Here is a 14,543-nt window from a genome sequence, read left to right as displayed (position 1 = left end):
CACCAGCTTCTTTATTGTTTCTTATTTCACTTCATAAATCTTAGATAGATCTTCAAACATTGTGACAGGAATTGCTTTCGCTTCTTTTAATCCATCAAACTTTTTATCTACTGCAATAACTGCTTTCGGATACGCGATTGGGAGATAAGGTACGTCTTCTCTAGCTGTCTCTTGAATCTTATGGTATAACTCTGCGCGTTTTGTTTTATCTGTCTCAACTGCAGCTTCTTCCCATAACTTATCGAAATCAGCGTTTTTATATCGTGCATAATTGTATTCAGCATTACTTAAGAATAAGCTCTTATATGAATCTGGCTCAGGTCCCATTATGTAACCACCAAATGTAATTTCATATTCTTTATTCTCTTTATCTAAGCCTTTTTCACTTGCTGCACTAGCATCTAATGCATTTAGTTCAACTTCTAAGCCAACTTCTTTTAATTTTTGTTGTGTATAAAGCGCTAAGCTTTCCATGATTTTATTATTCGTTACATACATCACACGTACTTTTTCGTTATCTTTCACGCCAGCTTTTGCTAATAAATCTTTCGCTTCTTTTTTATCATACTTATAGTCTTTAATATCTTTCGCATAATACATAGCGTCTGGCGTTAAGATTGAATTTGCTGGTTCTGCAAATTCACCCGAAACGAATGCTGAGTTAATCATTTCTTTTTTATCTAACGCATGCGCAATTGCTTGGCGCACTTCTTTTTTCTTCATAAGATCAGTATTCATGTTATAAGATAAGTAGAATAATCTACCTTCAGGGAATGTCACCATTGAGAAGTTCCCAGTGCTATCTAGTTTCTTAAAGTCTTGCGGCTCAATCATTTTCATGTTGATTTGACCATTTTGCAGTGAAACATTTGCTGTATTACGGTCTTTTACAACGCGGTATACGATAGAGTCTAATTTAGCTTTCCCACCTACATAATCATCAAATCGATCTAATGCAACGTACTCATCTGATTTATACTCTTTAAACTTAAATGGCCCTGATCCTACAGGCTGTAAGTTTTTCTTACTCTTCGCTAAATCTGCTTCCCCTTCAAATACATGTTTCGGAATTGGGAAGAAATCATTCATCACACCTTCGAAAGATGCGCTTACTTGTGGTAAAACGAATTGAGTGGTTAACTCATCTACCTTTTTCACCTCAAGCGGCTTTCCTTTAAAAATAAAGTTTTCACGACTTGAGCTATTTTGCTTCTCATCTAAAATAGATTGGAATGTAAATGCTATATCGTCTGATGTAATTTTCTTACCATCATGCCATTTCAAATTATCTTTTAACTTCAGTGTCCAAGTTAATTGATCTTCTGAAGGCGTAAAGCTCTCAGCAAGAACAAACTTTTTCTTACCGTCTTCCATATGATATAGCGGCGCATATAAAGCTTGCTGCACAGTTAATGACACACGATCATTCGCATAAAGCGGATTCATCGTATCTGGATTATCGCTAACACCAATCGTTAACGTTCCTCCATCTTTCGGAGTCCCTGATTTACTAGTGCCCGCTTGCTTCGAATCTTTTTCCCCTGAACAAGCAGCTAATGCAATAAATAATAGTAGGACAAATGGTAATACAAACAACTTCTTCTTCATATTTCGACCCCTCTCGACTATTTACACCTATAAGAAAACTCGGAATTAATACCGAGTTTTCTTATAGGTTTTAAATTACCACTACCGGTATGTATTGTCAAACTTTTTCGCAAAGGTAGAAAGTTTGTAATCTATTAATGCATTCTTGCGATAAACTATATTTATGCGGAGGAGAAAATAAAAAGACCACGAATAAGTAGCCTCATAAAATGAGTTAAAAAACTATCAACTTACAGAAACCCCCTCTAAAATGATTGTTTTATATGATCGAAAATGTAGAATAAAATTAAAGACAAAAAACACGTTTAGGAGGTTATCATGACATTTGATGAATTGAAAAAAATAAACCAACAACCTCATGGTTTGAGTATGATGAAGATGGGGAATTTTTTACTGAAGAAAATATAAGTGCAACAAATACAGTTCTTGACACTTACATTAACAATTTACAGCAATTAGGAGAGAATCCAACCGAAGTCGAAGTAATGCAAGTTGTTAAAGAGGTAGTTATTAAATTAAATGAATTAAATATCGAACATGACCATTTTATCGAAACAATGGAAAGAGAAGATCTCTATGAATTTATCGATACAGCAGCACGAATAGCTGGCTTAGAATCCGAGGAAGATATAACAGAAGAATGGCGTGAATGGTAAAAAGTTGCATCTCTAATAATTAGAGGTGCAACTTTTTCATATACCAATTGAATGAATGATTTGATGTCCGCGCAGAATTCATATATTTCAATATAATATTAAAAGGCTTCAATTATAAATACTAGCACACCCATCCTGACAAAAAAGACCACCAAAAGGCAGTCTCAAAACTCAATCTTATTCCCTACTCCTTGCTCCAACGCTTTCTCATACAAATACTTCGCAACGATAATATCTACTACCGCTAAACCAACTGATTTGAAAATAGTAATCTCTTCATCATTTTCGCGTCCAGCTTTTTCTCCGCTTATAATTTGACCAAGTTCAGCGTGAATGGCGTTTGCTTTGAATAAACCTTCTTTTATCGGAACTTGAAGGTCTCCTGTTTCGTCTAGTGCTGCTTCTTTTGATTCAACTACTACTTTGTTTGCGCTTGTGATGGCGTGAGATGGTAGTTCTTGCATGCTCGGTCTGAATGAGCCGACGGCGTTTACGTGGACGCCTTTTTGTAGTGTTTCTGAGAAGACTGGTGTGGATGCATTCGTAGTTGTGACGATGATGTCTGCTTCACGTATCGCTTCATTTGAATCCTTGTAAACGTAAGCTGGTTTGCCTAATTTCTCTTGTATATATTGCGCAAATGCATATGCTTTTTCTTCTGTGCGATTGTATAAGATGACTTTTTCGATATCTCTAATCGCAAATATTGCTTCAGCAATTCCTTTCGCTTGTTCACCCGTGCCGATAATGCATAAAGTTTTTGCGTTATGACGAGCTAAATATTTTGTCGCTACTCCTGATAAGGCGCCTGTTCGGATCATCGTTAAGTACGATCCTTCTAAAAGTGCGAGCGGTTCTCCCGTTTGAAAGTCTAATAGCATCACAATCCCGTTGATCGTTTTCTTTCCTATCTGTTTATTTTGCGGGACTACCGTTACTATTTTTACTCCAAGTGCCTCAAGTCCTTCCGCTACTGAAGGCATAATTAATGCCGTATTTTGCTCGTTCGCAAATGGTAATGAGCCTCTTATTGGTGTAATCGTTCTTTCTGCGGAAAATTCTTTTAAAGCAAGCGCCGCGTATTCAATAACTTCATTCATATTTACTAAGTTTCTTTGTTCGTTCGCGCTTATGACTAGCATATCTTTCCACCCCCTCCTCTTATCCTAACAAAAATCCTCGATTCAAATCATCTCTCGGGTCTACAACAAACTGATGAAATCCTGTAATAAAGGCATTCCCCGTTACTTTTGGAACGACAGCTTCATATGTATCTACTGCGGTTACCGACAATACTTCCCCCTCGAATTTCCCGTCAGTAATGCATTCATGGACGAAAATTTCTCCCTTTTGTAAAGCATCTTTTTCAAAAAGAGTTGCGATTCTCGCTGAAGTTCCTGTACCGCAAGGAGAACGATCTACTTGCCCATCAGCAAAAATCGTTACATTTCGTAGCGTAGCACCTTTGTCTTTCGGTTCATCTGAAAAAATAACGCCGTATATTCCTTTTAAACCTTCTTCAAGTGGATGCTTCACTTCCATTTTGCTCTCTATATAATGTTTAATTTTACCGCCCCACATTTGAATAGCAGATAAATCTTTGAAATCAACTTTCAAACCAAATTCTTTACAGTCTACTACCGCATAAAAAGCTCCTCCAAACGCGATATCTACTTGAAATTCATAGTCATCTATTTTAATAGGAACGTCTTTTTTGTATACAAATGAAGGAACATTTTCAAATGATACAGATTCTACTTCACTCCCGTTATATGTTGCATACGCAATAACTTCCCCAGCTGGGCTATCAATAATGAACTTTTGTTTTTCCCCCTTTACTTCAAACATGCCTGTTTCAATTCCAACTGTAATAACAGCGATAATACCGTGACCACACATCGTACTCCAGCCTTCATTGTGCATAAATAATACGCCAAAATCAGCGTGAGCACTTGCTGGCGGTGTAATGATACAACCGTACATTCCGTGATGCCCTCTCGGTTCATACATCAGAACTTCACGAAGATGGTCCAAATGTTCCATACAGTACGCGCGTCTTTCCAGCTGCGTTTCCCCTTTTATTTCTGGCACTCCGCCCGTAATAATTCGAAGTGGTTCCCCAGATACGTGTGCATCAATCGTTGTATATATTTTACTAACCTTCATTTCGATCTCTCCCCTATACGTTGATACTCTTTTCATTGCAAATATCATGCCAACGCATAGGGTATAAATTTGTATGCATTGTTTAGAAAAACATACACTACTGTCTATTTTTTTATACACTGTCCAGAGGCTATGTTATGGGGGCCCCCTTGATACAACCAGTCTTATTATTTTCAATGTAAAGTTACTTCGCTCCCCAACATATACTGTTCAAAAGCAAAAAGGAAGTGATCCAATGTACTACGGAACAAAGGGCTGGTACGTAGCTGAACTAAAAAAATTAGGTGTGCGCTATCATGAAGGACGAAAACTAGAAAGTTACCGCGGGCACATATTACGCAATTTATTAATCGCACAACAAGAGAAATTAAAAGAACAGTAATAGATTCTCCTATCACAATATCAACTTATCGCCGCCTACAAACTGCCAATCAATCACACATCAAACTACACTAAAAAGGTCACCCAAACGGGTGACCTTCCTTTCTTATTCACAAACAAGAATTTGTCTAGTAAATGACCCTTTTCTTGTAATACAGCGATCTGTAATTTCAAATCCTGCTTCATGGATCATGTCATCCATTGTTTCCATCGTGACAACGACTACCTTTTTAGCGATGCGGCGCGCACTTGAAAGAATGGAGAGCTGATCTTCTGGTGTGGCATGCGTAAATAAGTCGTATGGCATATCAATAATGGCAACGTCATAGTTCTCAGTAATTTCCTCGATCGGACCTTTTGTTACTGTTCCTTCAAATCCGAAATGTGCGATGTTTTTTCTCGTTCCAAGAACTACAAGTGGATTTATATCTCTACCAACGATGTTAATCCCCATAGAAAGTGCTTCTACTACTACTGTTCCAATACCGCAGCACGGGTCAATTGCTCGTACTCCCTCTGGATTTGGTACAGCGATATTTGCAACTGATCTCGCAACACGTGTGCTAAGAGATGTCGAATAACTATGCGGTTTTTTTATGTGATGATACCAAACTGGTTCGCTTTCTACATAGTGCCCGAAGTACCAGCGTCCTCCAAGAGGAACAATCCCGAATACACGCTCTGGATTACGAACATCCGCTTCTCCTTCAATATGCATGCCGAGGTCTCGTTCAATAAGACGTCTTTCTCCATATTCAATTTTATTCTCTCCAACAAGGTCATTAATTTTAACGAAGATGACTTTGAACGTCGCTCCTGCCAAGTCAATTTGTTCCACTTGTTTTAAGATACTTTCTAAGTCGTCTCCTTCATACATAACTTCAATTCGCTCTTTCATAAACGCACTTCTACTCGGGTCAATTTTGACATCACTTTTTAAAATATTAACGTGGGACTCCATTCCAAAGAACGAGCGCATTTCCAAGTAACATAAAGCACGCTCCTCCTCACGAAATGCATACGTATATATACAGGCAGGTGTTTTACTATGATTATTCAATCTATTATCATCCTCTATCGTTTAAAATTGTTATGATTACAATTACTCAAATACTTTTCTTTTGTATATAAAATTAAATGATATCATATGCCGGAAATAAAGAGAAACGTTAATAAATAAAAGAGACTGCCAATGGCAATCTCTTATTATTTATTAACGGAAAGAAGACACGTTGTTACCCATTTCTTCATAGTAATCTAAAATACCTTGATAAATAGCTTCCGCTGCACTTTGTCTCTGCGCTGGTGTAGCTATTTTATCTGCATCACTTTTATTATCTACAAATGCTAATTCTGCTAATACAGCTGGCATTGTATTTTCTCTAATTACGTATAAATCGCCTTTTTTCACACCACGATCTTTTGTCCCCAGTGCATCTACAAGACGCTCTTGAATTTTTTCTGCTAATAAACGACTTTCTGATACGTTAGGATTTGTTCCTCTTGCTGTCGCTGATTCATAGTAGAATGTTTCTGTACCTTGTCCATTTTTCTTTTCCGTACCATTACCATGAATACTTACAAAAATATCCCCATTATTTTTTTGAGCAAATTCTACACGTTTCTTTAAAGAATCAGGACCACTTGTTCCTGGACGTGTATCATCTGTACGAGTGAATAACACAGTAAATGGTGTCTTTTTCTCAAATATTTTCTGTAATCGCAATGATACATCTAATACAGTTTCACTTTCTTTCTCATAATAACCTGGATTACCTGAATCAACTCCACCATGACCTGGATCAATGATAATCGCTTTTCCTTCTAAGAAGTTACCTTGCTTCACTGGATTTAATTGATTTTTATTAACCCATTGGAAACCAGCGCCCATGCGGATACGAATCCAACTGCCGCTCTCTTCAATAACAGTTACTTGCTGTGCGTTATGTGTTCCCATTACTTTTGACGAAGAAGAAGCTTCTGCATAAGTAGTGAATCCTTCATTAATAACTTCTGTTTTCTCTACTAAAGGTGTCCATTTATCACCGTTACTTGTTGCAATTTTGATCCATCCATCTCGTTCTTCTTTAATTTCTACCGTTTGTGGATTATGCTGATTCGCACTAATCCCAGAACTTAATGATGGTGCGTGATATGTAATGAATTTTCTATCTATGTACATTTTCTTTGTTTCTACTGGACGATCACTATTCTTGCTAAATTTATCTGTTTGCGCAGTAAGCTGAGCTGCTTGTTCACGCGTAATAGAATCATTCGGTTTCCAGCCATTCTCTGTACCTAAAGAAAGTTTTAATTCTACTAAAATATTAACTTCTTCTTTACCCCAATGATTCTCTAAATCAGCGAATTTTGTAGGAACTGGTCCTGTTACTTTGCTTTTCAGATTATATGCTCTTACAAGCATAGCTGCCATTTCAGCACGAGTTACTTTTCCTTCAGGATCAAATACTCCTGGTTCTCGCCCTTTAATAATATTCTCTTTTTCCATGGCTGCAATAAATGAAGCTGCCCAATTATTTTTTGCATCATTATAAGACGGCTTTGCATTCGGATCTACTTTAGCACCAATTGCTGTTGCGATAATCTTTGCTGCCTGGGCACGTGTTAAATTTCCGTATGGCATAAAGTTACCATCTGGCATACCGTTAATTACATTTCTCTCTACTAAATAATAAATTGCGTCTTTCGACCACGCACTATCTGAAACATCAGGAAATTTCTTCGTTTCTGCTAAACTACTAATTGGATGTGCTAGTAAATTTGCTGCTAATAAACCTGCGGCTATTGCTTTGTACTTCATGAAAAATAAATCTCCTCTCAAAACTTCATATTCATACATTTTTTTAAATCAAGCTAACTAAAAAATATTAACTATTAATTAATTCCTTTCATAGTGTATAACATTATATATCTATAGTAAATACGTTTCCGGCCTTATAACAAAAATCGCATATATATAACTTATAATGAATGTATATAAAATAAAACTTTAATCAGCCGGCAAATAGCGGGATTAAAAAGCGATTAGAACATGTCTCCTAATCGCTTTGCCAAATAAAAAGCTGATTAAAAATAATATCTTTAATCAGCTCTCTATTATCTATGAAATTATTCTTCAATTAAATTAGACATTACATATGCATACACTAATGCTTCTGTATGCGCAATAGAACTTTCATGTGTACGTTCAAATGCGTGAGAAGAATCAATACCCGCTCCAATTAAAGCATGTTTCACATCAAATCCCGCGCGAATCGCAGCTGATGCATCAGATCCGTAGTATGGATAAATATCTACTTTATATTCAATATGATTCGTTTTCGCAAGCTCTACTAAATGTTTACGCAGTGCGTAATGATACGGGCCGCTAGAGTCTTTTGCACAAATAGATACTGTATATTCATCAGATGCTTGTCCATCACCTAACGCTCCCATATCAACTGCTAAGTATTCAACAGTTTCTTCAGGAATGTTAGAATTACCACCGTATCCAATCTCTTCATTATTAGAAATTAAGAAATGCGTCGTATATGGTAATGTTACGTTTTCATCTTGTAATCTTTTAATTAATTTTAATAAAATCGCAACACTTACTTTGTCATCTAAATGACGGGATTTTATGTATCCACTCTCTGTAATTTGAACACGCGGATCAAATGAAACGAAGTCTCCTACTTCAATTCCTAATTCGCGTACTTCATCAGCTGAAAATACGCGCTCATCAATACGAACTTCAATATTTTTCTCATCGCGTTTTGCTTCACCTGCATCTTTATATACATGTACAGATGTTTGATGCATTAAAATCGTTCCTGTATATGTCTTGCCACTTGATGTTTCAATTTCGCAATATTCCCCTTCTACAGAGTTCCAGCGAAATCCACCAATCATAGAAAGACTCAGGCGACCATCAGGCTTAATTTCTTTCACCATCGCACCTAACGTATCAACGTGTGCCGTTAATAAGCGGTGCTGCGCATCATTCTTCCCTTTTACCGTTAAAATAAGAGCTCCCTTATTATTACGTTTCGTTTCTACGTTCCACTCACTGACATAGTTTTCAATGAAATTAATAATTTTTGCTGTATTTCCAGATGGACTTGGAATAGAGACAAGCTCCTTAATCAGTTCCATCGTTTCTTTCGTATGGTGTGCCATTGTCGTTTCCTCCTCATTTTCTCTACTATTCAGTATACAAAATTCGCCAGAAAACCTCTACTTATATGGCCTAATTTTCTAAATTGTAGTAAAATTCTTTTTAGTATACAAAAGGAGCCCTGAAATATGAATATATCAAAAAAATATATACACATTGCACTCATTTGGTTTTTAGCATCATTATTTTGTTTACAAATCTCTTATGCCATTCATACTACTACTTCTATTACAATCGGCTGGATATTAACAGCTATCTTCTTCATTATTAGCTTCATTGCAACAAGAAAGCATAGCGTTACTCAGTAACGCTATGCTTTTCCTATAAAACTATTCTTCTGAAACATCTAATAAATAAATCCCTCTTTCAAATCCACCGCGTTCTATCTCTTTTTGCTTACGAAGGCGTTCCACATCTTCAATCGATGCACCTTCTGCACGTGCTAATGAAATGATAACCTCTAGCGCATCTGCAAGAGAATCTAGTGCATGTTCGCGTTCTTTCATAGAAGCAAATTCACGAATTTCTTCCGTTCCAATTTTCGCTAAAGCTTGTATGTATGCTTGACCTGTTAATTTTTGTGCTGTATACGTTTTTCCAGACATTAAAATCTTCTCTGGAACACGATCTCTTACTAACTTGTTATATGCTGACATCATTCATCCTCCTATATTTAATAACATCCGAGCTCTGCTTTATAGAAAAACCATTTTTTCTTCACGCATGCACTTAACATATCAATTCCTGATCCATGTGCTCTTACATGTGGAAAGAAATAGTGCTCTAAGTCTTCGTCCTTACCATATAGAGTTTGATACTCATCTGGAATCGCTTCTTTTTTCACATCTTTTTCTTTCGTCACCCCGTCAGAAAATGCAACACTTGGATGTCCCTCAAAAAATAACGCAGTCCGAACTGCCAAAGATGGTGTACTATGCAAAGCAGAATATGTAAGCAAAATAATAGTGATAACACCGATCATTTTCTTCATGTATTGCTCCTAAAAAAAGTGCTAACACAATTATACTAAAATGTGTTAGCACTTTCTCCCCTTTATCCCGAATTAACGAGCTAATAATCAGTGAGGAATGGACAAACATTATTCCCCTTTAAATGCTGGTAAACGTTTCTCTAAAAACGCAGCAATTCCTTCTTTATGATCCGCTGTTTGTCTCATTGCATATTGACCACGCTTTTCTAATTGCAATGTTTGCTCTAAATTAGAGCGATTTACTTCACATAAAATTTGCTTCGTTTGAATCATTGCTTTAATCGGTTTTTGTGACCATTCATTAATCTTCTGCTTCACAGCCGTTTGGAAATCTTCGCCGATTACTTCATCAATTAAGCCGATATCAAGCGCTTCTGTCGCTGATAATTTCTTACCTTCCCAAATAATTTGCTTCGTCATATTTTCACCGACACGCTTTTGAAGGAAGAAATGACCGCCTCCATCTGGAATTAAAGCGATTCCAATAAAGTTCATTGCAATAACAGATGATATATCCGCCATTACATAATCAGCTGTTAACGCAATACTTAACCCAAGACCTGCAGTCGGTCCATGAATTGCACTAATAACAAGCTTTGGCATCGTATATAATGTCACGACAACTTCAGAAATGGTATTCATAATGCCATCAAACTTACTTTCATCATTACTTGAAAGCATCGATTTAATATCCCCACCCGCAGAAAAACCACGGCCGTTCCCGCATAACACAACGATATGCGCAGAACTTTCCGCTACTTCTTTCAACTTTTGTAATAACTCTTTTAAGGTCGGCTCATCCAACGCATTTAACACCTCTGGGCGATTGACCATAACCGTTGCAACGTGGCCTTCATATTTCACAACGACAGATTCTGTTTTACTTGTTATTTCCATTATATATACCCCTCTTTTCTCCATAAAGATTATACTTATATAATTATAGAAAACCACTGAAAAATCCTTCTTTTTTCTCAATTTTCTGTCTAATAATCTCGCAATTTGTACATATACCGTATAAAACATACAATTCCGTTGAAAAATATAGAAATTAAAGTCGGTTTATCCATGCTTTTCATCTATTTACCATTACAATGAAATGGTGTATTCTTAAGTTTGATAAAAAACAAATATTGAAATTCATTCGCCTTACTATGTAAAAAAGGCTTTATACCCATCTTTTGGGTGTTGTAATAAAGGAATGAAGAACTGGAGGAACATATGGTTAATAAGTTGAAACAAACGGATAACTACTTCCCACATTTCCTATTGCTATTCATTGTGTTTCAACCAATTTTAGATTTATTAACATCTTTTTCAATCTATATACTACACATGAGCGCAACAGTTGGAGTTGTAGTCCGTTTCGCCTTTATGCTTCTTGCATTAGGATACCTACTTCTTCATCACAAACAACAAGATGCGAAAAAGTACATCCTCTATTTATGTTTACTTGGAATCGCACTCGCAATCGGTCTTGTAAATAATATGATGGTTAAATCTCCAGTTTCATTTGGAGAAGAAGTTAAATTTATCTTAAAGAGCGTATATCCAATTGTGCTACTGTTTGGATATATTATCGCCTTTAAAGAGCTAAAAAATAAAGAATATGTATTTCATAAAATCATTACATATTTCTTATATGCAACTTTAATTTTAAGCATCACAATGATTGTCGCAATGCAAACTGGAACGGATTTCCCAAGCTATCCTCACTCAAAAATCGGTTCAAGAGGTTGGTTCTTCGCTGGAAATGATTTAAGTTCTCTTTTCGCCATTATGTTCCCAATCATTGTCTTATATTCAATTCATAAAACAACTTCTTTCTCGAAAATATATTACTGGATTCCAACAATACTTGCGATGTATGCAAGTATTATGGTCGGAACGAAAGTCGGATATGGCGCAATTGTTATTACATTAGGCGTAGCACTTTTCTTCTCATTCATTGAGTACATGATAAATCGTAAAAAAGAAGGAAAAGGATTCACACATATTGTAAATACCGTTGTTGCCACTGTTATACTAGGAGGTTTAATTGTTCTTACACCGCATACTCCTATCGCAAAAAATATGGGCATTCACATGCAAATATACGAATACAAAAAATCAGTACAAGAAGAGAAAGATCGAAAAGAAGGAAAAGTAATTAAAGAAGATCCAGAAGATGCAAAAAAACATGCAAAAGGTGAACTTACAGATTCTGAAGTAAAAAGTTTAATTTACAGCGATCGCGACAAATTCTTAAAAACATACAAACAGTACTATAAAGACGCACCGCTTTCACAAAAACTATTCGGAATGGGTTACGCTGGTAACTACACAGATAAAATTAAATTAATTGAAATGGACTTCCATGACCTATTTTTCGCATTTGGAATTGTCGGTTTCCTTATTTACTTAATACCACTTCTATACTTTGGTATTAAATTATTCATCCGCATGATCACAAACTTTAAGAAAATCATGACCGTAAAGTATATGCTATTAGCGAGCACACTCATTCTATCACTTGGCATTGGCTTTATGTCTGGCCACGTATTAACAGCGCCAGCCGTTAGCATTTTCTTCGTTGTTATTCTCGCTTATATCATTGTTGATTTTGAAATTGAATAAAAAGAAGGTGCTACGAAATATTAGTAGCACCTTCTTTTTTATTTAATTAATGTTTTACGTATTCTAAGCTTTCTTTTGCAATATACGCTTCTGTTACAGTAGGATTATCTGAAATAACTTTAACCCACGCTTTTCCATTTATTATTTCTTCACCAGTAACTGTGACAACTACATTTGTATTTAAACGATACAGTCGCTCATTTGATATACTAGGATTCTTTTTCACTTCCACGTTATTCATCACACGTGCAAGTTTGTACTTGTTGTATTCTTTTTTACCTAAATAAGAATCAAAACGGTTCATATGCCCCGCTACTTTTTTACCCCAGTTCGCATCAGATGCATATTTAGCATTTAAACCAGCAGCTTTATCACCTGTATATGTTGCTGTATAACGCCAATGTCCTGGATTTAAATATCCTTCATTCATGTATAATTTTGCTGCATGTTCAATACAATCTTCTTTTGAATTGAATGCTTCTCCGTTACCATATGGACTATCGTCTGTTGCTTTTAAACCAAATAAATTATTTTTGTCTTTTGCAAGAGCGCTTGTTCCATAATAACTTTCATGAATTGCTAATGAATATAAGAATAATGCATTTACATTATACTTGCTTTCTACTTCTTTAAATTTCTTTCCTAAACCAATTAATGGAGAGTCTGGCTTAATCGATTTCACATAACTATCTAGTTGTTCAGCTGTATAATCTGTTTTCGAACGTAATGATAAATAATTGAAATATTGATAGAAAGTTTCGTCTCCGAATGTCTTTCCATCTACACTATACATTTGCTGTCCTTGCTTCATGAAAGAAGGTGCCACACCATATCTAAATTCTGTATATCCAGGTGAACTTGTATTATATGTATAATATTTATGGTATAAATATCCATCTGATTTCACATAATAAGACGACTGTTTCATTTCATTGGTAGGAATTAAAGTGATTTCATTCTTCTTCACATAACCTGTCAAACCAGAAAGTTGAACTTTCACACGATCTTCGCCAACTTCTAACACTTTCAATTCTGTTCCATACTGAATATACGTATATACTGTTGCTAAATTCTCATCATAAATATTAATGATGTTTTGCCCAGTTATTCTTTTCGCACTTGCAAAACCATCTTTAATCCATAAAAATTCGTTCTCGTATTTTACCGCATTCATACCTTTATTTTGAGCAGCCGTAACCGCTTCTTTATACGTATTATAGCGCTCTACTTCTTGCTCTGTTCCGTTTTCTCTTACATTTGTCACAACATATTTCTTAGTTTCTACAGGATTGCTATTTCCGTTTTTTTCAATTGTCTGAAGCATGCGATCCAACATAGCTGAAGCCATCCCTCTTGTAGCTGATAAATGTGGTCTAAATGTATTATCTTCTGGATACCCTTTAATAATTTGAGTAGCCACCATAACTTGCACATGCTCTTTATAGTTAATACTATCTTTATCAGTAAAGGTAAGCGGACTTACAGCTACTTTAATATTTTTATAGTCTAACGCTCGCTTTACCATGATCGACATTTCTTCACGTGTAATCACATCATTTGGTGAGAACGTCTCGTTCGTACGACCATTAATAATTTTCGCTCCATATGCTCTACTTACACCATCATATAAACCGTAAGTCTTCGGCACATCCTCGAAATTCGAATCAGCTTTCGGTAAATTTAAAGCCCTTGCTATGAATGTAGCAAACTCTGCTCTTGTTACTAATTTATCAGGCGCATATACATTGTCTCCATACCCCATTAAAACTCCTTTAGTAATAAGTGAGCGCATATTCGTCTCAAACATATGTCCTGTAATATCATCATTTGCCGCATAACTTGAAATAGGAGTTAAAAGTAATGATCCCGTTAATGCCACTGCTGTTATACCTTTTGAAAAAGTCTTCAAGGTTATCCTCCTCGTAATCTACGAATTTATTATCACAAA

General features: G+C 35.9%; 13 protein-coding genes and 1 pseudogene. 4 read left to right on the top strand and 10 right to left on the bottom strand.

The window, feature by feature from the left end; translation table 11 throughout:
* Positions 1-21: 21 nt before the first annotated feature.
* Positions 22-1,608, bottom strand: a complete 1,587-nt coding sequence (locus V7S45_RS04645; protein WP_257115883.1) for an ABC transporter substrate-binding protein — start codon at positions 1,606-1,608, stop codon at positions 22-24.
* Between the two features lie 318 nt (positions 1,609-1,926).
* On the opposite strand from V7S45_RS04645, the pseudogene V7S45_RS04640 reads away from it, so the two are divergent.
* Positions 1,927-2,264: pseudogene (locus V7S45_RS04640) on the top strand (hypothetical protein).
* 164 nt (positions 2,265-2,428) lie between these two features.
* Here the strand turns inward: V7S45_RS04640 and V7S45_RS04635 are convergent.
* Both V7S45_RS04635 and V7S45_RS04630 read right to left on the bottom strand, forming a co-directional pair.
* Entirely contained in the window at positions 2,429-3,406 is a 978-nt protein-coding gene (locus V7S45_RS04635; RefSeq protein ID WP_025687940.1) for an ornithine cyclodeaminase family protein, read from the bottom strand.
* A gap of 19 nt (positions 3,407-3,425) precedes the next feature.
* Positions 3,426-4,430, bottom strand: coding sequence for a proline racemase family protein (locus V7S45_RS04630; RefSeq protein ID WP_257115882.1), 1,005 nt, complete (start codon positions 4,428-4,430; stop codon positions 3,426-3,428).
* Positions 4,431-4,503: 73 nt separating this feature from the next.
* On the opposite strand from V7S45_RS04630, the gene V7S45_RS04625 reads away from it, so the two are divergent.
* The gene (locus tag V7S45_RS04625) at positions 4,504-4,812 is read left to right on the top strand and encodes a YflJ family protein (RefSeq protein ID WP_100249582.1); all 309 of its coding nucleotides are present in this window, start codon (positions 4,504-4,506) and stop codon (positions 4,810-4,812) included.
* A 105-nt stretch (positions 4,813-4,917) separates the two neighbouring features.
* Here the strand turns inward: V7S45_RS04625 and V7S45_RS04620 are convergent, their stop codons facing one another.
* The 3 genes from V7S45_RS04620 to V7S45_RS04610 all read right to left on the bottom strand — a co-directional run bounded on the left by V7S45_RS04620 (position 4,918) and on the right by V7S45_RS04610 (position 8,990).
* On the bottom strand, positions 4,918-5,871 hold the full coding sequence (locus tag V7S45_RS04620; protein WP_001059319.1) for a methyltransferase domain-containing protein: 954 nt from the start codon (positions 5,869-5,871) through the stop codon (positions 4,918-4,920).
* A 153-nt stretch (positions 5,872-6,024) separates the two neighbouring features.
* Entirely contained in the window at positions 6,025-7,632 is a 1,608-nt protein-coding gene (locus V7S45_RS04615) for an N-acetylmuramoyl-L-alanine amidase (RefSeq protein WP_025687938.1), read from the bottom strand.
* A 308-nt stretch (positions 7,633-7,940) separates the two neighbouring features.
* A complete protein-coding gene (locus V7S45_RS04610) occupies positions 7,941-8,990 on the bottom strand; it encodes a M42 family metallopeptidase (protein ID WP_000930085.1) in 1,050 nt (349 codons plus the stop codon).
* Positions 8,991-9,116: 126 nt separating this feature from the next.
* Here V7S45_RS04610 and V7S45_RS04605 point away from each other — a divergent pair, with 126 nt between their 5' ends.
* Entirely contained in the window at positions 9,117-9,296 is a 180-nt protein-coding gene (locus tag V7S45_RS04605) for a hypothetical protein (protein ID WP_001027085.1), read from the top strand.
* Between the two features lie 21 nt (positions 9,297-9,317).
* Here the strand turns inward: V7S45_RS04605 and V7S45_RS04600 are convergent, their stop codons facing one another.
* From V7S45_RS04600 to V7S45_RS04590, 3 genes are all read right to left on the bottom strand, one after another.
* Positions 9,318-9,644 (bottom strand): nucleoside triphosphate pyrophosphohydrolase, encoded by a 327-nt coding sequence (locus V7S45_RS04600; RefSeq protein WP_001277350.1) that lies wholly within the window; start codon positions 9,642-9,644, stop codon positions 9,318-9,320.
* A gap of 17 nt (positions 9,645-9,661) precedes the next feature.
* On the bottom strand, positions 9,662-9,979 hold the full coding sequence (locus tag V7S45_RS04595; protein ID WP_000738198.1) for a hypothetical protein: 318 nt from the start codon (positions 9,977-9,979) through the stop codon (positions 9,662-9,664).
* A gap of 108 nt (positions 9,980-10,087) precedes the next feature.
* Entirely contained in the window at positions 10,088-10,900 is an 813-nt protein-coding gene (locus V7S45_RS04590; protein ID WP_001999174.1) for an enoyl-CoA hydratase, read from the bottom strand.
* A 300-nt stretch (positions 10,901-11,200) separates the two neighbouring features.
* Here V7S45_RS04590 and V7S45_RS04585 point away from each other — a divergent pair, with 300 nt between their 5' ends.
* Entirely contained in the window at positions 11,201-12,595 is a 1,395-nt protein-coding gene (locus V7S45_RS04585; RefSeq protein WP_342761676.1) for an O-antigen ligase family protein, read from the top strand.
* 46 nt (positions 12,596-12,641) lie between these two features.
* Here V7S45_RS04585 and V7S45_RS04580 read toward each other — a convergent pair whose 3' ends face one another.
* On the bottom strand, positions 12,642-14,504 hold the full coding sequence (locus tag V7S45_RS04580) for an S-layer homology domain-containing protein (protein WP_000847503.1): 1,863 nt from the start codon (positions 14,502-14,504) through the stop codon (positions 12,642-12,644).
* Positions 14,505-14,543 lie beyond the last annotated feature (39 nt).

This window comes from Bacillus sp. BR3(2024), assembly GCF_039134555.1.
GTDB lineage: Bacteria > Bacillota > Bacilli > Bacillales > Bacillaceae_G > Bacillus_A > Bacillus_A cereus.
Note: the sequence above shows the minus strand (reverse complement) of the source record. Positions and strands in the feature narration are given on the sequence as shown.